The sequence below is a fragment of the Hymenobacter latericoloratus genome, from assembly GCF_014199535.1.
Classification (GTDB): domain Bacteria; phylum Bacteroidota; class Bacteroidia; order Cytophagales; family Hymenobacteraceae; genus Hymenobacter; species Hymenobacter latericoloratus.
Map to the genome: position 1 here is coordinate 792305 of NZ_JACHNV010000001.1, position 22629 is coordinate 814933.

Below are 22629 nucleotides of genomic sequence, written 5' to 3' on the forward strand. Positions count from 1 at the left end.
GTGATGAGAAATTGCCTGACGCTGAAGCGGATAATTCCTCCCTACTAATTAGTAATTGCTAACTAAATCAATTATCCGTGTTGAACTTGTAGCCTACCCCCTTAATGGTCTGGATATGGTGGTCGCCTACCTTTTCGCGGACCTTGCGCACGTGCACGTCCACGGTACGGGCCAGCACAAACACGTCGTTGCCCCAGATGTTCTGCAGCAGCTCGTCGCGGCCGAATACTTTGTGGGGCGAGGCCGCCAGGAAGGCCAGCAGCTCAAATTCCTTTTTGGGCAGCGTGATTTTGCGGCCATCCTGGTACACCGCAAAGCCGGTGCGGTCAATCTTGAGGCCGTTGATTTCGATGCTGCTGATCTGGGTTTGCGGGTCTTTGTCGCGGCGCACGAAGGCGGCCAGGCGGCTAAGCAAGGCCCGGGGTTTGATGGGCTTGGCAATAAAGTCGTCGGCGCCGGCTTCAAAGGCGGCTACCTCCGAAAACTCCTCGGCCCGGGCCGTCAGGAAGATGATGTAGGTGTCTTTGAAGCGGGGTAGCTCCCGCAGCTGGCGGCAGGCGGCAATGCCATCGAGGTGGGGCATCATCACGTCCAGCAGAATGATGTCGGGGCCGAACTGCGGAGCAACTTCCAGGGCTTTGCGGCCGTCCGGGGCGCTGGCTACCTCGTAGCCTTCCTTGCGCAGATTATACTCCAGCAATTCCACGATGTCCGGATCATCATCAACTACCAAGATCTTGTAGGCGTTCGGGGCGACGGTTGGCTGCACGGGGCGAGGTGGTTTGGGGTAAAACAGAATGCGCGAAGACAAAAGTATGGCCGGCCGGCGGGCGCGGCGTATTACGTTTTCGTTACTGGCCGCCCTGGCCGAGGAGGGCGCGGGCAGCGGAATCGGCCAAACGTAATCAACCAGGGAGGGAGCGGGTTTAGCGCTGGCCGGCGCTGGGTGCCGGGGCGGAGGAAGAATAGAACGGCGGGAAGGAGCTAAGGTAGTGTGCATCAGGTAGGTGTGGTCGGGCGGAGGGAAAAGCAGGAAAAAAGAAAAGCGGCCCCCAACGGGAGCCGCTTCGCGCAAGCATCAGTTTGTTGCCACCAGATTCAGTCGGTTTCGGAGGCCTTTGTATTTGAACATGTCCACCTTCACGGAGCCCACAAACATTTCCGCCTGAATCAAGACCGGTATTTTATTTCGGTCGTCGGAGAGATACACCGAAATGGCGTTTTCCCCTTTGAAAAGCTTGTTGCTGGGCATTTTCGGGACCAACCGAATGGCGCGGATGACGCCGGCCTTGGTTTCCACGGTTTCCCGGCCCTTGTATATCACGTCCATGGTAAAGACGTCTTCGTCGAAGAAGCCCTGCACCTTGATTACTTCGCCGGGGCGGCGCTGGTCGTAGTTGAGGGTGCGCAGGAAGTAGAAGCCGCTGACCAGATCCTGCACGTTGTTAGGCGTTTTGAAGGTGCCTTTCTTAACGTCGTTCTTGTCTTTTTTATGACTTTCCACGTTGGCTACGTCCCGTACGTGGTCGAAGTCCACCGTTTCGCGCTTGCGGTAGCTTTTCTCCTCAATGTTGCGGAAGAAGCGCTGGGGCAGAATACTGGTGGTGTCGATATAAGACCGCCACGTGTCCCGAATGCGCAGGAAATAGTCGAAGGAACCCAGGGTGCGCCCCGTTACGGTAGCGCGGTAGCAGGGGCGCTCATTTACTTTATGCACCGCATTATCTACCTCAATCGTCGCCTCGGCGGCGTTGATAAGCCCGTAGTGCACTTTATATTGGAGCACTTCGCCCCGCTCAAAGCTGGTGTTGGGAACAGTGCGGGTCGGCTCCGAAGACGGGCCAAAAGCCGTGAGTACCGCTGCCAGGGGCAGCGCGCATACAGGAAACAGGAGCCAGCGGCGAATCATGTAAGAGCGGCAAATAAAGGTGTAGCCGGTACCTTCTCAAATGCGGTGCCAGCAAAGATAATCGGATTCTGACAGGGCAGGAAATACGCTGTACGAAAAGAAAGCCGCAGCTGCTGAAAGTGCAGAATATAGCACCACTGATAAGGTTTGGGGGTGGGTGAGGGGGTAGGAACTCAGGCGGAGGCAAGCCTATAAAAAAGCCCCGCTAATGAATAGCGGGGCTTTTTCAGCATCAGATGAGCCGGTGTCTTACAGGTTACAGCTCTACGGTTTCGTCATCGTCCATGGAACGGTCCTCGGGAATAGCAGCCATGGCTTCTTCCGGGTCGCCTTTCACTTTGGCGCGAATCTGGGCTTCGATTTTGTCGGCCAGCTCGGGGTTGTCGAGCAGCACGGTTTTCACACCCTCGCGGCCCTGGCCCAGGCGGTTGCCATCGTAGGAGAACCAGGAGCCCGACTTGGCAATAATGCCCATGTCAACGCCCAGGTCGAGAATCTCGCCTACTTTGGAAATGCCTTCGTTGTAGATAATATCAAACTCAATCACCTTGAAGGGAGGCGCTACCTTGTTTTTCACCACCTTCACCTTGGTGCGGTTACCCGTCACGTTGTCCTTGTCTTCTTTGATCTGGCCGATCCGACGGATGTCGAGACGAACCGAAGCATAGAACTTCAGGGCGTTACCACCGGTAGTGGTTTCGGGCGAGCCGAACATTACCCCGATTTTCTCCCGCAGCTGGTTGATGAAAATGCACAGGCAGTTGGTCTTGTTGATGGTGCCGGTGAGCTTACGCAGGGCCTGCGACATCAGGCGGGCGTGCAGACCCACCTTGGAGTCGCCCATGTCGCCTTCCAGCTCGCCTTTCGGTACCAGCGCGGCCACGGAGTCGATAACGATAATGTCGATGGCGCCGGAGGAAATCAGCTGATCGGCAATTTCCAGGGCTTGCTCCCCATTGTCGGGCTGAGCAATGAGCAGGTTCTCGGTGTCGATGCCCAGCTTTTTGGCGTACAGCGGGTCAAAGGCGTGTTCGGCGTCGATGAAGGCCGCAATGCCGCCTTTCTTCTGCGCTTCGGCAATAGCGTGCATGGTCAGCGTCGTCTTACCCGACGATTCCGGACCGTAAATCTCAACCACGCGGCCTTTAGGCAAACCGCCTACACCCAGGGCAATATCCAGACCCAGCGAGCCGGTGCTGATGACTTCTACGTCCATCACCTTGTTGTCGCTGAGCTTCATTACGGTGCCTTTGCCGTAGTTTTTGTCCAGCTTGTCCAGCGTGAGCTGGAGGGCTTTCATTTTCTCGGCGTTGGCGTTGACGGCCTTGTCAGTAGTTGCAGCCATTATAGAGGAAGGGTTGTTTGGAAATGCTTAGGTTTGGTGAATGTAGGCCTTTTCGCTCGGCTGCACAACGGCTTGCAAAGCGTGCCGGAACTACACTGCCGGGCCCTTTTCAGGTCGGCTAGTAGTAACGCACCTGGGCTATATTTTGTGCCCACAATGCTAAAAAAATTCGTTGAGTTTAGTAAGATTTTCCTGTGCTAAAAATTTTGGGAAATAGCTCATTCTGTACCTCTCTGATACTGACGTTGGTAGGGTGGTTGGGTAGTACGGGGGTAGGGTTTGGGCAGCTGAACAACCGGGCATTTGTGTACCCGCTGCCGTTGGGCCCTGAATACGAGCACGAGCTGCGCCTGGATGTTCAGGGGTTCCTATTCAACAAGGACAACGAGTACTTCAACAAGATTGATCCGGGCCTAACTTATTTCGGGGCGCAGCTGGCGCCCCGGCTGGTGTACTTTCCCTCGGCTAACCTACGCCTCGAGGCCGGGGTTTTCCTGTGGAAAGACTATGGCACGCCCCGGCTCCGGCAGGTACGCCCCTTGTTTACCTTGAAGTACCAGAATGGTCCGCACCGCCTGCTGTTTGGCAACATCGAGGGCCATTTACACCACGGCTATATTGAACCGATGTTTGATTTTGAGCGGGTGATTACCAACCGGTTGGAGGAAGGAGTGCAGTATAAGCTGCAAACCCCGCGCACGGCCCTGGATGCCTGGGTAAACTGGCAGCGGCAGCAGTACCGGTTCAGCAACTTTCAGGAGGAAGTGGCCGGCGGCCTGAGTGTGGAGCACACGCTATTGGGAGATTCTGCGAAGTGGCTGCTGAAGCTACCCTTTCAGTTCACCGCCACGCATACTGGTGGCCAGCTGGACACCATCGACAAGCCCCTGCAGACGCTGTTCAATGTGGCCACCGGGGTTCGGCTGCGTCGGGTGCTCCCCGGTAAATGGGTGCAGGCAGTTCACTTTGATGGCTACGGCACTTACTTTCACGACTACTCCTTTACTTATCTGCTGCCCTACAAACGAGGGACGGGCCTCTACCTCAACGCCGGCCTGGACACGCGCCTTTCCGATGTGCAGCTAGCCTACTGGCAGGGCAGCCGGTATATTTCGCCCTTGGGAGGGCGGCTGTACCAGTCCGTGTCGGTTTCCACCGCCGACCCGGGCTACACCGAACAACAGAGGCAACTGCTGATTCTGCGGGTGCTGCGCGATTACCAGCTGCCGGGTAAGGTTATTCTGACCACCCGCTTCGAGCCCTTGTACGACCTGAATAATGGGCTGTTTGACTTCTCTTTTGCTCTTTATCTGAATTTCAACCAGAGCTTTTTGCTAACCAGGCTGAAAAACGCCGATTAAGGTGGGAGCTGCCGACAAAAACAGGATCTTCTGCCGGTGCTTACTCTCGCCGACGGATGTAGTATAGAACAGCCTGCTCGGCGCTAAGAAAAGGGCGCAGTGGCCAAGGGCGCGGACGGGGCGGTAGGTGTTGGAAGCCCGTTGCTTCCGCCACGGCGCAGCTGCGGGGGTTATTGGCCCGGCACCGGATGAGCAGGCGGGAGGCATTCAGCGTGTTGAAGCCAAAGCCAACTACGGCCCCCAGCGCCTCGCGGGCGTAGCCCTGGCCCTCGGCGGTTTCGGCCAGGTAGTAGCCAATTTCCAGGGTCACGGGCGCCGACCAGTTAGGCTTCAGGCTGATGTCGCCGAGGTAGCGGCCAGTGGCCGTGTCCCAGATGCCCAGTACGTACAGGCGGCCCGAAACCCAATCCTGCCGAAACTGAGCCAGCACCTGCACGGCGTCAGCCGGGACCCTTACCGCACCCTCCCGCGCCGGAAAGGAAGGCTGGAGGCGAAGCCGGTTCAAGTCAATCAGCTGAAAGAAGTCGGCAGCATCGGAGGGCAGGTAGGGACGCAGGGTAAGCCGCGCCGACAGGATGGGCGCACCGGACGGGGAAGGCAGGGGCGGGGCAGCATCGTACATGATTTGGAGAATACGGCTGCAGGGAGTACGGCGGATGCGGTGACAATGGCCAAATCGGGGTCTGGGAGAAGCACGCGCAGAAACCCCGCCGCCCGTCAGCCGTTGAAAAGCACCATCTGGCTACTAGCGAAGCACTTGCCGGAGCTTAGATACCTGCTTTTATCCGTTCAACCTTCTTATCTACTCTCCTCATGTCAGGCAGACTCACAAATAAAGTAGCCATTGTAACCGGCGGCGGCGCGGGCATTGGCGAGGCCATCAGCAAGAAATTCGCCCGCGAAGGGGCCGCCGTGGTCGTGGTGGGCCTCGATAGTGACCCGGTACGGGAGGTGGTCGATGAAATTCTGGCTGAAGGCGGCCGGGCCATCGGCTACCTCGGCGACATCTCCCGCGAAGAAACCGCTAAAGCTTGCGTAAAAGCGGCTGTGGAGGAGTTCGGCAAGCTTGATATCCTGATCAACAACGCCGGCGCTTTCCCTACCGTCTCCACCATCGACAAGTACCCCACGGAGGCCTTCGAGTACATGATCAAGAACAACATCTACTCGAACTTCATGATGACGCGGGCTGCCATTCCGCACCTGCAGAAAAGCAAGGGTAATATTGTATCGGCCGGGTCGGAAGCCGGGCACATGGGCGAGCCGCAGAACACGCCGTATGGCGGTACTAAAGGCTTCGTGCATGCCTTTCAGCGCGGGGTAGCCGTGGAGCAGGCCAAGTTTGGCGTGCGCTCCAATATTGTGGGCCCTGGCCCGATCGACACGGCCTGGACCCACAAAGAAACGGGTCCTATGAACGCCAAAATGGAGAAGCTGACGGTGCAAGGCGTACCGCTGGGGCGGCGCGGCACTCCTGAAGAAGTAGCCAACGTGTACCTGTTCCTGGCTTCCGATGAGGCCAGCTATGTGACCGGTGCTACCTACTACGTGGATGGCGGCGTGACCATTTCCAAAGGCCCGCACGGCGACGAAGTGCCCAGCCACCTCAAGCAGGAACCTACCGGCGAGTTGAACCTGAAACACTCCAAAGACGGCAATACCAAAGTGCGCAAGGAAGCCCTGGCCTCCATGTCATGAATTGCGGATTGACGCGGATTTCACGGATTGTTGTTCGTGAAGTTAACTAGCCGTTCGTGTTAGCCTATAATATAAAAGGCAGAAACAAAGAAGCCGCTCCTACTTGGAGCGGCTTCTTTATTTTACAGGCTTCACGAATTTATGTGGGGTAGCAGGTTAAGCACACGACCGACATCCGCGAAATCCTACCAATCCGCGATTCTATTTTTGCAGGGCGGCACCTACGCCGGAGCGCGACTGAGGCGGGCTGCCCAGGGCGTGCTGGTTGCGCATCACGTTTACCTGACGGGCGGCTTCGTTGAAGTACTCCAGCCGGCGAATCAGCATTTCTTTGGTGAGGACGCGGCCTTCCGGCGTGCGCATTACCGATTTCTTGTCAGAGAGAATCTGCTGCATGAGTGCCTCCGTGCCGGCTTCATTCTGGCGGAATTGCGCGTAGAACTCGCGCAAACGGCCTAAAACGTCGTCGGTAGTCAGGCGGAACTGGCCGCCGGCCTGGTTCAGCACCTCGCTCAGCACGTACACTTCCAAGGGCAGTGAAACGCCCAAAGCCGTGGGCTGGATGTTGAGGCCCGCTTCTAGGCCGCTGAGAATGATTTCGAGGTTGCGCTCAAATTGCTGGTAGTAACCGGCTGCTTCCACTATTGAAAAGTTGAGTGTTGAGGTGTGGGTGTTGAACTCTAGGAGCGACAGCGCTGATGGGCTACGCTTTCCTGTATTGCAGCACCGCTAAAGAAGTTCTTTTACAATCTGGTCGATGCTGATGCCTTCGGCCTCGGCCTTGAAATTGCGCACCAAACGGTGCCGCAGAATCGGGAGAGCTACGGCTTTCACGTCCTCGATATCGGGCGAGTACTTGCCGTGCAGCAGAGCGTGGCACTTAGCCCCCACAATAAGGTGCTGCGAAGCCCGTGGGCCCGCGCCCCATTCCAGCAGCTGCGTAGCGCGGGCGGCTGCCCGGCCGGTATTGGGGCGGGTTTTGTGCACAAGGCTTACGGCATATTCCACCACGTTGTCGGCTACCGGTACCCGCCGCACCAACTGCTGATAGGCCTGGATTTCGGCGGCGTGCAGCACTTTGCTGACCGTGGTCTTGGTATCCGAGGTGGTGTTCTTGACAATCTGCAGTTCCGCCTCGTAGCTGGGGTAGCCCAGCTCGATGTTGAACATGAAGCGGTCGAGTTGCGCTTCGGGCAGGGGGTAGGTGCCTTCCTGCTCAATGGGGTTCTGAGTGGCCAGCACGAAGAACGGCCGCTGCAGGGGGTAACGCTTGCCCGCCACCGTTACGGCGTATTCCTGCATGCTTTCCAGCAGGGCGGCCTGGGTTTTAGGTGGAGTGCGGTTGATTTCGTCGGCCAGTACGATGTTGGCGAAGATGGGGCCCGGCACGAAGTGAAAGTCGCGCTGCTGGTTAAGCGTTTCCGAGCCTACGATGTCCGAGGGCATCAGGTCGGGGGTGAACTGGACGCGGTTAAAGGAAAGGTCCAGCGAGTCGGCAATGGTTTGAATGAGCAGGGTTTTGGCCAAGCCAGGTACCCCCACCAGCAGGCAGTGGCCCTGGGAAAAAACCGCCGTCAGGACCAGTTCCACTACCTCTTCCTGCCCGATAATTACCTTGCCGATTTCCTGGCGCAGCTTCTGGTAGGAACGGGCCAGCGCGTCGGCGGCTTCTTTATCGGAGGCAAATGTCATAGAAAGCAATCGGAAGGTTAAATACCAATACAGAGACGGGAGAAGCAAGACAATGTTGCGGCGCAACGGCCGGGCCAACATCCTGCTTCTCCCGCTCAGGGCTTCTGGATTATAAGGTGGCGTTCAACAGCTGACAGCCAGAATACTCGGGGTCAACTTCGAGGTACACCGTGCCCCGATTCTGGGCAAACCAGGCGTCGAGGGCTTTGTTTTTCTTTTCGTTGAGGGCAGCGGCGGCAATCTTCTGGTAGTCGTCGGTGAGGTTGGCCTGGTGGGGCGGCGTGTTCGACTTCAGCCACAGAATCCGCACGGCATCTTTGCCGTCATCGGTGCGGTAGGGCAGGGGGGGCGTGATGCTACCCACCTTCATCGTATCAATGGTGAAGAACACGGCCGGATCGAGCTGGTCGAGGGGCAGGTAGGTGCTGCCGTCGCGGCGGTTCTGCAGCATGCCACCGTTGCCGCCGGTCAGCTTGTCGTCGGACTTGTCCTTGGCGGCTTTGGCGAAGGTCAGCGAGTCGCCCAGAATCTGGCGGCGCAGCTTGGCGAGCTGCTGAGCGGCTTCGTTGGTATCGGCCGTGCCGGTTTCGGGCTTGAGCAGAATGTGGCGGGTGCTGTACGAGTCGCCTTTGCGCTCAATCAGCTGAATCAGGTGGAAGCCGAACTGCGACTCCACAATGGGCGACAACCCACCGGGCTCCAGGCGCAGAGCGGCGGCTTCGTACTCCGGCACCAGCTCGCGGCGCTTGAAGAAGCCGAGGTAGCCACCTTCCGCCGCCGAGCCAGGGTCCTGAGAGAACTGCTTGGCGAGGGTTGCGAAGTCTTCGCCGGCCACAATGCGGGCCCGCAGCTCATTGAGCTTGGCCTGGGCTTCCTGCTTGGCTTTGGAGTTAGTTTTGGCCAGCATCACAATCTGGCCCACTTCTACCTCGGTAGAATAGTAAGGCAGGCTGTCCTTGGGCATGCGCGAGAAAAACTGGCGCACCTCCCGCGGGGTCACGGACACTTTACCGGCAATCTGGTCCTGCATTTTCTGCTGCACCAGCTGCTCCTTTACCTGTATCCGCAGCTCTTCCTTCAGCTGTTTGAGAGGCTTGTTGTAGTATTCTTCCAGCTTTTTCTCCGAGCCAATCTGCTGCACGAAGTAAGCCATACGCCGGTCCAGCTCGCCCTTCACCTGGTTGTCCTCCACCACCACGGAGTCGGTTTCGGCTTTGGCCAGGAGCAGCTTGTTCAGGGCCAGGCTCTGCAGAATGCGGCATTTGGTATCCGGGGGCAGCGGTTTGCCCTCGGCGCGGGCTTCTTCCTGGGCATAAATGGCATCCAGGTCGGAGCGCAGCACAATCTGGTTATCGACTTTGGCGATGATGCCATCAACGACGCGTTGCCCCACCGGCCGGCCAATGCCGAGCTGGGCAACGCTGGCCGTAGCCGAAACAGCCACCAAGGCCGCACTGAGCAGCACCTGGCGGGCCGATACTTGCAAAAATTGAATCATGGAGTAGTTCCGTAATGCCGGGGTGCTACACGAACACTACCCCGGCCAGACAGCAGGCAAAACGCCAAAAGCCGCCCGTAAATTTCATCATAAATCCTTTCTCCGGCAAAAACAGCGAGTTATACCGCATAATGCCGCTGCTGCCCTGTAGAGCTACTTTCGGGGCATAGAGTTGCACCACCCTAAAACAAGTCAGGCGCGGAAGGCGGGGGCCTGCATGGCGACAACTGCCGCGCAGGCCCCCGCCTTCCGCGCCTGACAAATGGCGGGCTCCGGGCTTATTTAGTTACCAGCTTGTCCACTTCGGCCTGGTTCACCTTAACGGGGTACTTGGCGCGCAGCTGGCTCAGCCACTCCTTTTCCAGATAGTTCTGATAGTCGGAGGTAGCCTGGCCGCGGGCCTCGTTCAGAGATTTGGGGCCGGCCGGGAGCTGACCTTCAATCTGCACGAGGTAGTAGCGGCCATCCTGCTGGGTGGTGTAGGAGCCGGGGCCGCGGGTCAGGAACTGATCCAGGGCCTTGTTTTCGCCTTTCTGAAAAGTGCGCTGCTGTACCTGCACGGCCAGCGGGTTCTGGCTGTTCAGTGCTTCTTCCAGGGCGGCGGGATTGGTGGTGGTCAGCTCGAAGGCTACCTGGGCGGCGCTGGGCTTGGTATCGGCCACGGCGCGGATGGTGCCGGCGGCTATGCCTTTGCTGCCAATGTAGGCCACGGCGCGCTCGGCGCGGCGGCGGGCCAGTGCGGCCGATTCGCCCCGCTTTACACGGCCAATTACCCGCAGCGTCAGGCCAGTATCCACGCTGATACGGGCGGCTAGCTCATCGAGAGCGGGCACGGTAGCCGGCAGCTCGGCGGAGTTGGTTCGGAAAGCTACCGGGCCCGGTACGCCGCTCCGCAGGGGGTAGCGCCCGGTTTTTTGCAGCTGCTGCGCCTGGGTCAGCAGCTCAGGGGTAGCCGCGCTGATAACGGTAGCCTGTACCCGGGGCTCCCACTGATACTTGGCCTGGTTTTGCTGGAAAAACTGCCGGAGCCCTACCGTGTCCTCAATGGCCTTGCTCCACACTTTTTCATCCATGAGCTGGAACAGCAGAATCCCGTCGCGGTACTCTTTCACTAGCATGCGGTAGTCCTCGTACTTGGTTTCTAGATTGGCCTTTTCGTACTCGGTCAGGCTCTGGTCCACGTACTGGTCGTAGAGCTGCTGCATGGCAAAGCGGGCATCGGCGCCGGGGCGGGGCTTCTGGTTTTGCTGGGCAAACGCCAGGAAGTCAGCCACCAGGTAGGGCTTGCCACCAATGGTAAACAACGTCTGAGCATCGCCGGCGGCCTTTTTGCCTTTGGTGGGGGTAGGCGCGGCCGAAGCTGTGTAAGTAAAGCGACCAGCTACCAAAGCGCTGTCAGCTTTGGAAAAAGCGTAGTCTTTGCCAGCCTGGTTTTCGGTGAAGTTGTTCTCGGTGCGCACACGCTTCAGGAAAGCCGTACGGTTCAGCTCCGAGCGGGAATCCTTGGCCACCTTGCTTTTCAGGGTGGGCTCCATGGCCTCGAAAGAAGGCACCGGCTGCTTTTCCAGCAGCTTGATAATGTGCCAGCCGTAGGGCGTCTGGACGGGTTGCGAAATCTCGCCGGGCTTCTGCAGCTTGAAGGCTACTTCCTCGAACGAAGGAATCATACGGCCGGTGCCGAAGGGCGGCAACTCGCCGCCGTTAGCCGCCGAGCCGGCATCTTCCGAAAATTGGGCTACCAGCTTCTCCCAGCTTTCGCCGCGGCGCGCCAGGCGGTTGTAGAGCTCATCCACCTTTTTGCGGGCCGTAGCCGAGTCGGCGGCGGGCATGCCGGGCGTGGCCCGAATCATGAGGTGAGCCACCTTGATTTCGCCCTGGGCCGGGCGCACATCATTGACCTTGATGATGTGGTAGCCGAAGCGCGTACGCACCGGCTGCGACACCTGGCCCGCGGGCGTAGCGTAGGCCACCGACTCGAACGGGTACACCATCTGCATGGCCGTGAAGTAGCCCAGCTTGCCCCCGTTTTCGCGGGCCGAAGGGTCCTCGGACAAGTCGCGGGCTACCCGGCTGAAGTCTTCACCGCTGGTTACGCGCTGGCGCAGGGCCATAATTTTCTGGTAGGCGGCCAGGGTGTCTTTGGGGGCCGCGTCGGGCTGCACGCGCACCAGAATGTGGGCCGCGCTTACTTCCTTGCTCAGGCGGTCGTAGGCCTCGCGCACCAGTTTGTCGGTTACGCTTTTTTCGGTGAGGTAGGGCTGGGCCAGTTGCTGCTTATAGCCTTCCAGCTCCCGTCGGAACGCCTGGGTGGTATCGAGGCCGCGCTGCTCGGCCTCCAGCACCTTCAGCTTGAAATTGGTGTAGAGGTCAAGGTACTCCTGTACGCTGGCCTTGGTGCCATACTCCGGGGCCGAGCTGTTGTTTTTGCGGTAGACGTAGGCAAATTCTGAGGCAGGAACTTCCGTAGTGCCCAGCGTTTCGAGGGTAGGCGATTGGGCCTTGGTAGTTGGTTTGGAGGCCTGGCACCCGGCCAGGAAAGCGGCCGCGGCGGTGCTGGCGAGCAGAATGCGTTTATGCATACAAAGAGTAAGAATCGGCAAGGCGGGTACTGCGGCCGAAAACTAGTCCGGCCGCGGAGGCTACTGTTGCAATTTTACGGATTTTTTCGGGGAGCCGGGCGCGGGCTTCGGCTGCCGGAAGGCTCAACTATAATTACAAAAAAAGCACTCCCTGCAGGAGTGCTTTTCTGGTGGCCAACTGCAAACGAGCAGCTAACCTATTTTCTTGTACAGCCGGCACAGGTTATGGCCTCCGTTGGTGGTGAACTCCACCCGGTCCATAATCCGGTTGACCAGCATCATGCCTACTCCGCCCTTCTTGCCAATGCGCACGTACTCCTGCAAGTCGGGCTCGCGGTAGCTGGCCGGCGAGTAAGAAGTGAGGTTGGTATCCTCGATTTCAATGCCGAACTCCTTATTCAGGATCCGGGCCCGCACGTCCAGGAATTGGGATTCGTCTTCGCCGTTGCCGTGAATAATAAGATTGGCCACCACTTCATCCACGGCCAGCACAATTTGATTTACCAGCAGGTCGGTGAGGTGGTAGCGTAGTAAAAAGTCGCTCACGAAGTCGCGCACCACCTTAAGGTTGCGGCGTGTGCAGCTGATTCGGATTGCGTGTTCCATTCCCCGCGGTTGCTCTCTGGAGCGACTAAATAGCAGTGGCGTCGGCCTCCGATGGCACAATAGTCATCAGCGAGTCGAGGCCCAAAATCTCAAAGACGTTGTGGACTTTCTCCTGCATGTTGAAAAATACCAGCTTCACGCCCGCATCCTGAAAGCGCTGCAGGTGCGAGATAAAAACGCCCAGCCCAGCGGAAGAAATATAGTTGAGCTTCTGGCAGTTGACCAGTACTTTATGGTTGTGCAGAATTTCCGGCTTACTCAGCTCCGTATCCAGCACTACCGATGAGCTGGCGTCCAGCTCTCCGTCTAGGCTCAGGGTGAGAGTATTTTCGGTTGATTGTTGAGTTATTTTCATACCTCCGTGCTACGTTAAAGGCTGGGTTCGGGTTGGGACGCTTTGAATTTTATGACCAGCAGGGTCTGATCGTCGTGCATGGGCTGGCCCCGGCTGAACTCGTTTAAGTCGGCCAGAATCTGCTCCTTTATTTCGTCGGCGTCCAGGTAGTAAGTGCGCTCCAGCATCTGCTTAAGGCGGTCTTCTCCGTACTCCTCCTGGTCGGCACCGCGGGCCTCCACAATTCCGTCGGTGTAAATCACCATCACGTCGCCGGGGTTGTAGTCGTAGAACTGGTTTTTGATGTGCTTCTCGTAGCCATCGTTCCGGATAATGCCCAGGCCCAGCCCCGCCGTATGGAAGTAGGACACTTCCTCCTTAATAGAGTGGTAGTAGAGAGTGTGGCAGTGCCCGGCGCGCGCAAATACAAAGCCCCCGTGCTCATAATCAATGATGTAGAGGGAGGCCGTGATGAAGGCCGCTTTTTCGAGGCAGCGGGCCAGGGCATTGTTGGCCTGAGCCATAAACTTGCTGGGCACCGGAAACTTTTCCCGCTCATTGCGAGCCAGCGGGTTTTCCTGCATCAGGGCGTGAAAAATCCCTTTCATCTGGGCCACGTGGAAAGCGGCCGTCACGCCCTTGCCCGAAACGTCGCCGATGAGTACGGCCAGGCGGCGGCCCGGCAGGTGCAGGAAATCGTAGAAGTCGCCGCCTACCTCGGTAGCGGCCAGGGCGTGCGAGCTGATTTCAAACCAGTTGTCAATGGGCAGGTTTTTGGGAATAAGGCTATCCTGCACTGCCGAAGCAATCTTGAGCTCGTCCTGTACGCGCTGGTTGTCCAACGAGGCCTGCACCAGCTGCAGATTTTCGATGCTCAGCACCGTTTGACTGGCGAAGGTTTGCAGAATGCTCAGGTTTTCCCGGTCGAAGCTCTGGCTGGGCTCCTTGAGCATGTACAGAGCCCCATACTGGCGCTTGCTGGAGCGCAAAGGCATCACAATCAGGGAGCCGAAGGGCAGACCCAGGCCCCGGAAGCCGCTGCTGTTCAGCAAGTCGTTGTTGAGGTATTCAATGTGGCCCAGGTTGTAATCGGCCAGCAGGTGGCAGATGGCCTGCGCCTGCTCGGGCAGGATGTGATGGTACTGGCCGGAGTACTCTTCATCAGAGGTAGTTTCCACCGACAACCAGGCAGCATCGGCATTCACCGTCTGCACCGATGAGTCGAAAAATACCTGGTACACCTCCTGCGGGTTTTGTCCGCGCTGGATAAGCTGCGTCAGGCGCTGCAGGTTAAGAATTTCCTCCCGCTTCTGCTCAAACACCCTGCCCGTAGGCATGTTGAAAACGGTTACCAGTAACCCCATGAGCGCATAGAACCCGGCAAAGAACGCATTCACCGTCAGGAAGCTGCGTTGGATAACCAGGGCCGGCAGCTTCGGGTAGTGCGGGGCGTGCAGGAAGTAAAAGATAAACGTGGCCATGGTTAGGATGACGGCCAGCTGCAACAGCACTGCCTCCAGCTTCTGCCGACGGCTGAGGTAGGCTACCCATTTCTGGTGGCTGCTGACATAAGCGCCAAAGACCGCCAGCACGCCCAGCAAGGCCGGGCCGAGGCCGTAGGGCAGCGTCCAGGTGAACAAACGCAGCAGCAGGGTAGCACCCAGGAGTGCTTCAAAGCAGAACCACAGCCGCCGTAGCTGATCCGAAGAGCGAAAGAGCACCAGGGAGCGCCACGCATAGTTGGTGCGCGCCAGCAGAATCACAAACAGCCCGATATTGAGGGTATGCAGCACCGTGTGCGTGACGGAGCCAGCAGGCGGACGACCCACTACTAATTGTAGCAGCAGGTGCAGCCCTGCAAATGCCACCGCCAGCAGCACGGGGCCCAGCACCAAACGGCGCAGCAGCCCCACAAAGTCGAGGCCCCGCAGCCGGTCGGGGGTAGTGCTTTCCTCCGCAAAGACGGCCACCATGAACAGTGCCTGCAGGAGCAGCAGCAGCCAGCCAGGCACTTCAACATGAGGCCCGAACAGGTCCGGATGCGCGGACAGTAGCGTGCAAGCCAATAGCCCCAGCCAGCTCAGAATAGATAAGATTAGCAGAAGGGAGTTTCGCTTCCGGGCAAATAACATGCAAGTGCGGGTACTAGGTAAGCAGGGGCCGGGGGTAGGGCAAATGAATGGGCAAGATACGCGGCAGACCGGAAAAATGTCCCTGAGTTCGGTATTTACAGCGGGAGGCTATGTACGTAAGAACAAAAAAAGCCGACGACTGGAAGAGTCGTCGGCTTTTGGGGGCGTGCCCTACGGGGCAAGAAGCCGCACTAACGGCTGCTGTAGTTCGGGGCTTCGCGGGTAATCTGCACATCGTGGGGGTGCGACTCGCGCAGGCCGGGGCCGGTAATGCGCACGAACCGGGCGGTCTGCAGGGCCTCAATGCTGGCTGCTCCGCAGTAGCCCATGCCGGCCCGCAGGCCGCCGGCCAGCTGATAGAGCACCTCGGCAGCCAGGCCTTTGTAAGGCACCCGGCCCACAATGCCCTCGGGTACCAGCTTCTTCACGTCGTCCTCGGCATCCTGGAAGTAGCGGTCCTTTGAGCCTTCTTCCATGGCCTCCACCGAGCCCATCCCGCGGTAGCTCTTGTACTTGCGGCCCTCGAACAAGGTCACTTCGCCGGGTGCTTCCTCGGTGCCCGCCAGCAGGGAGCCCACCATCACGGTGCCAGCGCCGGCGGCCAGGGCTTTCACTACATCGCCGGAGTATTTAATACCACCATCCGCAATAAGCGGAACGCCGGTGCCTTCGAGGCCGCGGGCCGCTTCCAGCACGGCCGAAAGCTGCGGAACCCCAATGCCGGCGATAATGCGGGTGGTGCAAATAGAGCCGGGACCTACCCCTACCTTCACGGCATCGGCGCCGGCATCGGCCAGGGCGCGGGCCCCCTCGGCGGTGGCCACGTTGCCGGCAATAACTTCCAGCTTCGGGAACTGCTGCTTGATGTTGCGCACTGCGTCCAGCACGCCTTTGCTGTGGCCGTGGGCGGTATCCACGCTTACCACGTCCACGCCGGCTTCTACCAGGGCGGCAATGCGGTCCAGCAAATCAGCGGTAACACCCACGGCCGCGCCCACGCGGAGGCGGCCAAACTCGTCTTTGCAGGCGTTGGGGGTACGGCGGCGCTTCCGGATGTCTTTATAGGTGATAAGGCCTACCAAACGGCCTTCGGTATCTACCACCGGTAGCTTTTCTACCTTGGAGTCCTGCAGAATGTCCTCGGCGTCGGCTAGCTCGGTACCGGCTTTGGCCGTCACCAGGGGCGAGGGCGTCATCACGTCGGACACGGAGCGGGTCATGTCTTTCTCGAAGCGCAGGTCGCGGTTGGTCAGGATGCCTTTCAGGCGGCGCTGCTCGTCCACAATCGGAATGCCCCCGATGTTGTTGTGGCGCATCAGCTTTTTAGCGTCGGCGAGGGTAGCGGTTTCCTCCAGGGTAAAGGGGTCGAGAATCATCCCGCTTTCGGAGCGCTTCACGCGGCGCACCAGCTCGGCCTGGGCCCGGATGCTCATGTTCTTATGAATCATGCCGATGCCGCCTTCCTGGGCCATGGCAATGGCCATTTCCGCCTCCGTGACGGTATCCATAGCCGCCGAAACGAAGGGAAGCTTGAGCCGGATGTTGCGGGTGAGCTGGGAGCTGGGGTCGGCGTCGCGGGGCAGTACTTCCGAGTAACCGGGCAGCAGCAGGACGTCGTCGTAGGTAAGCGCCTCGAAGGCAATTTTGGCAGCGTGGTCGGCCATGGCAACAAGTAGGTTAGGTTCCGCTTATTGCCGGGTAAATTTACGGTGAATAATCGGGTTTCCGGTTTCAGTCCGCTTATTTCCTGTTGTCGTTCTGTTAATTTCCTCCCAAAAGCCCCGGCGCTACCCCTGCTCCGGCACTGCCGCCTGCCGCGGTGGAACGCCCTGAAAACCCCTACCCCCGTTTCTGGGTTAAACCTCCCAACTGCCTTCCGCCGGAAGGCTTCATCCCTTATTCCCCTCCATACATGGCAACCACGAAAACCTGGTTTATTACCGGTGTCAGCACCGGATTTGGCAAAGAACTGGCCGAGTACTGCCTCCGCCACGGCGACCAAGTAGCGGCCACGTTCCGCCAGCAGGAGCAGGCCGATGAATTTACGCAGAAAGCGGGCGAGAACGGCCGCGGCTTCGTTTGCGACGTGGTAAGCGAGCAGCAGGTACAAGCCGCCGTGCAGGCTGCCATTCAGCATTTCGGGCAGCTCGATGTGGTGGTAAACAACGCGGGCTACGGCTCCCTGGGCAGCATTGAGGAAATTGATGAGGCCGAAGTGCAGCGCCAGTTCGATGTGAACGTGTTCGGGCCGCTGCGGGTGCTGCGGGCGGTGCTGCCCCACCTGCGCGAGCGGAAAAGCGGGCACGTGCTCAATATCACCAGCATTGGGGGCCTCAAGACGTTTCCGGGGGTAGGCGTGTACAACGCCAGCAAGTTTGCCCTCGAAGCCCTGGGCGAAAGCCTGGCCCAGCAGGTTGGCCCGCTCGGCATCAAAGTCACCAACATCGAGCCCAGCGGCTTCCGCACCGACTGGGCCGGTCGCTCGGCTTCGTTCGTGGATACGGCCATTGACGACTACCGTGCTACCGTGGGCGAGAACCTGAAGGGCATTCAGAGCTACAGCGGCCGCCAGCCCGGCGACCCGCAGCGCGCCGCGAAAATCATGTTTGATCTGGTGCGCCAGGAAAATCCGCCCCTGCACCTGCCCCTCGGCAAGGCGGCCGTGAAGGGCGCCCGCGAGAAGTTTACCAACCTGGTGAAAGAGCTGGAGCAGGTAGCCGACCTCGGCGACTCAGCTGATTATCCGGCCGGCGAATAAGCTGTCTGTTCAGCCTGTAATTAGAAAGCCCCGCGGCACTGCGCCGCGGGGCTTTTTAGTGTTGGCACGGCTTCGTCAGCTACTGCTCAGCTTCGGGTGCCGCCCGCCGGAAATCAGGGTGGAAGGACAGGCTTAATTGGATGTTCTCACTAACCTCGTAACGGTTTTCCTGCCGGAGCTGCACCAGCTGATTCAGGTAGCCCACCTCCACCGAGGCGGCCTTGCTGATCTGGTAGCCCAGGCCCGCGTAGGCGCGGTTTTGCTTGATCAGGCTGTTCGTTTCGTGGCGGCCGAAGCCCAGAAATAGTTCATCCGAAGCCACCACAAACGGTACTCCGGGGGCCAGTTCCCGCCCAATCAGGGGCAGGGCCAGCCGCAGCTGGTAGCGCATCCGGTTGAGGTAGGTGTAAGAGCGCATGGGCATAAACTGCACCCAGCGCTGCTCCAGTCGGTAGCGGTGCTGAAATTTCACCCGGCTCTTGTGGTCCTGCAGCTGCACCTGCTGGTAGAGGCGGTGTTCGGGGGCACTGAGGGGGGTAGGGTAGCCCGCCTCCAGGTACGAGCGGGAATGCGCGTATCCTCCCGACAACACCAGCACATCCGCCGCGTGGTAGTTCACCCCCAGCCGCACCACGTTCTGCCAGTCCAGCTCCGAGGTGCGGGCCCGAATCAGCTGGGTTTCGGCATGAAGGCCCCAGCGCTTGCTCAGGCGGGAGTCGCTGAAAAACAGGAGCCAGGCATTGCGGGTACCGGGGCGGGTAGGGGCTTGTATGAGGCCGGGGTGGAGCTGCTGGGCCGCGCCCGGGTGCAGAGACAGCAACAACAGGCTCGTCAGCAGCAGCAGGCCCCGGGCTGGAAGAGGAGCTGTCGGCATAGAGTAATGTTACTGAATTGTTACCAGTGTTGCTTACTGGGCTATGTTATGTTTTAACCCCTTGTCGATGAGGGTAAAAGAATAGCGGGCGAACCCCGGAGTTAGCCGGATTTGCTACAGCCCGTTTTGCTTTTTTGTGCCCCGGATGGCCTGGGCCTCCAGCGGGTTTTCGGGCCAGTAGTGCTTGGGGTAGCGGCCGCGCAGCTCCTTGCGCACCTCGAAGTAGCTGCTGGTCCAGAAGCTGCGCAGGTCCCGGGTTACCTGGGCGGGGCGGTAGCCGGGGGAGAGCAGGTGCAGGGTAAGCGGCACCCGGCCGCCGCCCACGGTAGGCGTATCTAACAACCCAAACACTTCCTGCAGGCGCACGGCCAGAATGGGCGCGGCGGGGTCGGCGTAATCCAGCCGAATGCGGGAGCCGGTGGGCACTTCCAGGTGGGAAGGAGCCAGCCGGTCCAGCTCCTGGCGCTGAGCCCAGCCACCGGGCAGCAGACTAAGCAATGCTTCCGAGAAATCAACCCGGCCCAGCTCTGCCCACGATTTCACGCCCGTCAGGTAAGGCCCCAGCCAGTCCTCCAGACCAGCCAGCAACGCCGCCTCCGACACATCGGGCCAGGCTTCCGGTAGCAGCTGATGCAGAAAGGCCAACCGCTCCCGCAGCTGGGTGGCAGCCTCGCTCCAGGGTAGGCGGCCTACCCCACCGGCCCGGACGACCTCCAGCAGAGTGGCCATCAGCACTTCCGGGTCGGGGTTGGGCAGGGCGGAGTCGGCCAGGACCAGCGCGCCCAGGCGGCGCAGGCGGCGGGCGGTTACGCGGCCAGCGGCTTCGTCCCAGCGCACCTCGTCGCGCGTTTCCATCTGCTCCGCGAAATACTGCTCCAGCTCGGCTTTGCTCAGGGGCGCGGCCAGACTGGCGCGGGGCTGAGTGGCTACCCCGTCCAGGGCCGCCACCGCAAAAAACACGTCCTGCTGGCTGAAAAACTCACCCGGCAGGGTGGCCCGCTGCCCGCTGACCAGCCGCACCCGCTCGGGCGTTTCGCGTTGGGCCAGGCGGTCGGGGTAGGCGAAGGCGGCCAGCAGCCCGGCCACATCGGGCTCAATTTCACCTTTGGCGCCGGCCCGGTTGCGCAGCACGGCCGCCGCTTCCCGCACGCGCCGCACGGCGGCCACATCGGGCACCAGCCCCGGCAGGGGCGCGCGGCCCGTCGCCAGCGCTTCAAGCCGTAGGCGCAGATCGGGCGGGCCAAACGAGCCATCGGCGGGGCGCAGAATGTCGCGCTCCGTGAGCAGGGCGGCCAGGGCGCAGGCGGTAGCCCCGTGGCCGGTTTCCTGCCCTCGCACCACCAGGTGCGCCAGGCGCGGGGCCAGCCCCAGGCCGGCCAGGGCCCGGCCGTGCGCGGTGGGTAGGCCGTCGGGACTGAGGGCCTGGAGGCGCACCAGCAAGTCGCGGGCCTGGGCCAGGGCCGGGGCGGGCGGCGCATCCAGCCACCGCAGGGCCGAGGCGTCGCGGGCACCCCAGAGGGCCAGCTCCAAAGCTAGGGGGCTAAGGTCGGCGGTCAGGATTTCGGGGGCGAGGTGGTAGGGTAGCTCTTGGTATTCAGTTTCGGTCCAGAGGCGGTAGCAGGTGCCGGGACCCAGGCGGCCGGCGCGGCCCCGGCGCTGGTCGGCGGCGGCCTGGCTTACGGGCTCGGTACCCAGGGTCGTCAGGCCGGTGCGGGGCTCGAAGCGGGGCACCCGGGCGTAGCCGCCATCCACCACAATCGTGACGCCCTCAATGGTTAAGCTGGTTTCGGCAATGCTGGTAGCCAGTACCACCTTGCGCCGGCCAGCCGGCGCGGGGCGCAAAGCAGCGTCCTGCTGCTCGGCGGGCAGCTCGCCGTGAAGCACATGAATGTCGATGTGATTGGGCAAAGAAGCCAGCTTATCCGCTACCCGGCGCTGGTCAGCCAGGCCGGGCAGAAACACCAGCACGTCGCCGGTGGCGTGGTGCTGCAGCGCTTCGCGGATGATGGCCGGGGCAAGGTCCTGAAGCTTCTCGTGGGGGCGGCGCGACACGGTGGCGGCCCGCTGGGGGCTGAGGTAGTGCGTTTCCACCGGAAACATGCGGCCCAGGCTGCGCACCACCGGCGCGCCCAGCCAGCTACCCAGTCGGTCGGCGTCCAGCGTCGCCGACATCACCAGAATCCGCAGGTCGGGCCGTAGCACGTTTTGCGCGTCCAGGGCCAGGGCCAGGCCCAGGTCGGCCTGCAGGCTCCGCTCATGAAACTCATCGAACAGCACCGCCGCTACGCCTTCCAGGGCCGGATCGTCCTGAAGCTGGCGGGTCAGAATTACCTCGGTTACTACCTCAATGCGCGTTCGGGCCGACACCTTGCTTTCCAGGCGCATGCGGTACCCGACGGTCTGGCCCACCGGCTCGCCCAAGAGCTGGGCCATACGGGTAGCGGCGGCACGGGCAGCCAAACGGCGCGGTTCCAGCACCAGAATCCTACCCCCCTCGCGCCACGCCGCCTCCAGCAGGGCCAGGGGCACTACGGTGGTTTTGCCGGCGCCGGGCGGGGCCTGCAGCACGGCTACGCTGTGGTTTTCCAGCGTAGCCAGCAGCTCCGGAAGGGAATCTTTTATCGGGAGGTCGGGGAGGAGCATAGGTGTTCAGACAAGTTTAGCCCGCAGAGGGCACAGTGTTTTCGCGGAGGGCGCTGAACTGTTCTGCGTCCTCCGCGAAAACACTGCGCCCTCTGCGGGAACCGACGTAGGAACGTTAATAAACCGCCACCGAAGGGTCAACCCGCAGGCTCCAGGCATGGATGCCGCCGCGCAGGTTCAGCAGGTTGGTGAGCTCGTGCCGGTGCTGAAGGTAGGCCAGGGCCTGCATGGAGCGCACCCCGTGGTGGCAGATAAGCACCGTCGGCCGGTCGGGGTCGATTTCCTCGGCCCGGCTTGCCAGCTCGCCCAGCGGAATCAACTGGCTACCCTCGATGCGGCAGTAGGCAAATTCCTCGGGCTGGCGCACGTCAATCAGCTGAATATCCTCGCCGCGCTGGAGGCGGGCGTGCAGGTCTTCGGGGGTGAGTTCAGGGAGCATGGCGGGCGCAAAAGGGGTAGGGGAACAGCAATTTTCCGGCAAAATTACCCTAATGCTGGTTAGCTTTGACCTTCGTGGTGGTTGAGCTACTCCGTGCGGCCGTAGCTTCGTCTTTCAGTTGTCTTGTTGTGTTGCAATCCTTGTACGAGTTCTGGACCGCCGCTGCCGGGGGGGGGCCGCTGGAGTGGGTGGCCGTCCTGACGGGCTTTGCCTGCGTGTGGCTGGCCGCCCGCGAGTCGCTCTGGAACTTCCCGGTGGCTATTTTCAGCTGCGCGCTTTTCGTGGTGGTGTACTATCAGGCCAAGCTCTACTCCGACTGCGGCCTGCAGGGCGCCTTCATTCTGCTGAGCGTATACGGGTGGTACGAGTGGCTGCACGGCGGCCAAAACCGGGCGGAGCTGCCCGTGTCGCGGACGCGGCCCTGGGAGTGGGTGGCGTGCCTGCTGTTTATTACCGCCTTTACGGTGGGCTTTGGCTACTACCTCCAAACCCGCACCGATGCCGCCCTACCGCACTGGGACAGCCTGACCACGGCCATCAGCCTGGCGGCCCAGTACCTGCTCATGCGTAAGCGCCTGGAAAACTGGTGGCTCTGGATTGTGGTGGATGTCATGTACGTGCCCATTCTGTGGTACAAGCAGCTCTACCCCACCAGCGCGCTGTACGCCCTGTACCTGGGCCTGGCCCTGTACGGCTTTCTGGAGTGGCGGCGGACCCTGCAGCGTCAGCAAGCCCCTTCTTCCGCGTTTCAACCGGCCTGA

The 22629-nt window shown here is 60.5% G+C and carries 19 protein-coding genes; 4 read left to right on the plus strand and 15 right to left on the minus strand.

From position 1 onward, the window contains the following. Positions 1 to 67: 67 nt before the first annotated feature. From GGU46_RS03550 to recA, 3 genes are all read right to left on the minus strand, one after another. Positions 68 to 769 carry a response regulator transcription factor gene (locus tag GGU46_RS03550; protein ID WP_317171862.1) on the minus strand — a complete coding sequence of 234 codons (702 nt, stop codon included), beginning with the start codon at positions 767 to 769 and terminating at the stop codon, positions 68 to 70. 309 nt (positions 770 to 1078) lie between these two features. Continuing rightward, positions 1079 to 1909 (minus strand): DUF3108 domain-containing protein, encoded by an 831-nt coding sequence (locus GGU46_RS03555; RefSeq protein WP_183402163.1) that lies wholly within the window; start codon positions 1907 to 1909, stop codon positions 1079 to 1081. A gap of 256 nt (positions 1910 to 2165) precedes the next feature. After that, positions 2166 to 3254: a recombinase RecA gene (gene recA / locus GGU46_RS03560; RefSeq protein ID WP_183402164.1), complete on the minus strand. Its 1089-nt coding sequence runs from the start codon at positions 3252 to 3254 to the stop codon at positions 2166 to 2168. 194 nt (positions 3255 to 3448) lie between these two features. Between recA and GGU46_RS03565 the strand changes: the two genes are divergently transcribed. Continuing rightward, positions 3449 to 4615: a hypothetical protein gene (locus tag GGU46_RS03565; RefSeq protein WP_215906247.1), complete on the plus strand. Its 1167-nt coding sequence runs from the start codon at positions 3449 to 3451 to the stop codon at positions 4613 to 4615. 40 nt (positions 4616 to 4655) lie between these two features. Here GGU46_RS03565 and GGU46_RS03570 read toward each other — a convergent pair whose 3' ends face one another. Continuing rightward, positions 4656 to 5237 carry a GNAT family N-acetyltransferase gene (locus GGU46_RS03570; RefSeq protein ID WP_183402166.1) on the minus strand — a complete coding sequence of 194 codons (582 nt, stop codon included), beginning with the start codon at positions 5235 to 5237 and terminating at the stop codon, positions 4656 to 4658. 191 nt (positions 5238 to 5428) lie between these two features. Here GGU46_RS03570 and GGU46_RS03575 point away from each other — a divergent pair, with 191 nt between their 5' ends. Next, positions 5429 to 6313: an SDR family NAD(P)-dependent oxidoreductase gene (locus GGU46_RS03575; protein ID WP_183402167.1), complete on the plus strand. Its 885-nt coding sequence runs from the start codon at positions 5429 to 5431 to the stop codon at positions 6311 to 6313. A 201-nt stretch (positions 6314 to 6514) separates the two neighbouring features. Here GGU46_RS03575 and GGU46_RS03580 read toward each other — a convergent pair whose 3' ends face one another. The 8 genes from GGU46_RS03580 to guaB all read right to left on the minus strand — a co-directional run bounded on the left by GGU46_RS03580 (position 6515) and on the right by guaB (position 16818). After that, entirely contained in the window at positions 6515 to 6955 is a 441-nt protein-coding gene (locus tag GGU46_RS03580) for a hypothetical protein (RefSeq protein ID WP_183402168.1), read from the minus strand. A gap of 87 nt (positions 6956 to 7042) precedes the next feature. Beyond that, positions 7043 to 8005: an AAA family ATPase gene (locus tag GGU46_RS03585; protein WP_110976799.1), complete on the minus strand. Its 963-nt coding sequence runs from the start codon at positions 8003 to 8005 to the stop codon at positions 7043 to 7045. A 109-nt stretch (positions 8006 to 8114) separates the two neighbouring features. Next, positions 8115 to 9503, minus strand: a complete 1389-nt coding sequence (locus GGU46_RS03590) for a peptidylprolyl isomerase (RefSeq protein WP_183402169.1) — start codon at positions 9501 to 9503, stop codon at positions 8115 to 8117. A 278-nt stretch (positions 9504 to 9781) separates the two neighbouring features. After that, complete coding sequence (locus GGU46_RS03595; protein WP_183402170.1) at positions 9782 to 12082, minus strand: peptidylprolyl isomerase; 2301 nt, start codon at positions 12080 to 12082, stop codon at positions 9782 to 9784. Between the two features lie 192 nt (positions 12083 to 12274). Beyond that, positions 12275 to 12688 (minus strand): ATP-binding protein, encoded by a 414-nt coding sequence (locus GGU46_RS03600; protein WP_183402171.1) that lies wholly within the window; start codon positions 12686 to 12688, stop codon positions 12275 to 12277. 25 nt (positions 12689 to 12713) lie between these two features. Further along, positions 12714 to 13043 (minus strand): STAS domain-containing protein, encoded by a 330-nt coding sequence (locus GGU46_RS03605; RefSeq protein ID WP_183402172.1) that lies wholly within the window; start codon positions 13041 to 13043, stop codon positions 12714 to 12716. 14 nt (positions 13044 to 13057) lie between these two features. Further along, complete coding sequence (locus GGU46_RS03610; RefSeq protein ID WP_184093904.1) at positions 13058 to 15034, minus strand: SpoIIE family protein phosphatase; 1977 nt, start codon at positions 15032 to 15034, stop codon at positions 13058 to 13060. 311 nt (positions 15035 to 15345) lie between these two features. Then, entirely contained in the window at positions 15346 to 16818 is a 1473-nt protein-coding gene (gene guaB, locus GGU46_RS03615) for an IMP dehydrogenase (protein ID WP_183402174.1), read from the minus strand. A 248-nt stretch (positions 16819 to 17066) separates the two neighbouring features. Here guaB and GGU46_RS03620 point away from each other — a divergent pair, with 248 nt between their 5' ends. Next, on the plus strand, positions 17067 to 17912 hold the full coding sequence (locus tag GGU46_RS03620) for an oxidoreductase (protein WP_183402175.1): 846 nt from the start codon (positions 17067 to 17069) through the stop codon (positions 17910 to 17912). A 79-nt stretch (positions 17913 to 17991) separates the two neighbouring features. Here GGU46_RS03620 and GGU46_RS03625 read toward each other — a convergent pair whose 3' ends face one another. The 3 genes from GGU46_RS03625 to GGU46_RS03635 all read right to left on the minus strand — a co-directional run bounded on the left by GGU46_RS03625 (position 17992) and on the right by GGU46_RS03635 (position 21868). Next, complete coding sequence (locus GGU46_RS03625) at positions 17992 to 18786, minus strand: DUF2490 domain-containing protein (RefSeq protein WP_183402176.1); 795 nt, start codon at positions 18784 to 18786, stop codon at positions 17992 to 17994. Between the two features lie 114 nt (positions 18787 to 18900). Beyond that, positions 18901 to 21429, minus strand: coding sequence for an ATP-dependent helicase HrpB (gene hrpB, locus GGU46_RS03630; RefSeq protein WP_183402177.1), 2529 nt, complete (start codon positions 21427 to 21429; stop codon positions 18901 to 18903). Positions 21430 to 21544: 115 nt separating this feature from the next. Further along, on the minus strand, positions 21545 to 21868 hold the full coding sequence (locus GGU46_RS03635) for a rhodanese-like domain-containing protein (RefSeq protein WP_183402178.1): 324 nt from the start codon (positions 21866 to 21868) through the stop codon (positions 21545 to 21547). 128 nt (positions 21869 to 21996) lie between these two features. Here GGU46_RS03635 and pnuC point away from each other — a divergent pair, with 128 nt between their 5' ends. Continuing rightward, positions 21997 to 22629, plus strand: coding sequence for a nicotinamide riboside transporter PnuC (pnuC, locus tag GGU46_RS03640; RefSeq protein ID WP_183402179.1), 633 nt, complete (start codon positions 21997 to 21999; stop codon positions 22627 to 22629).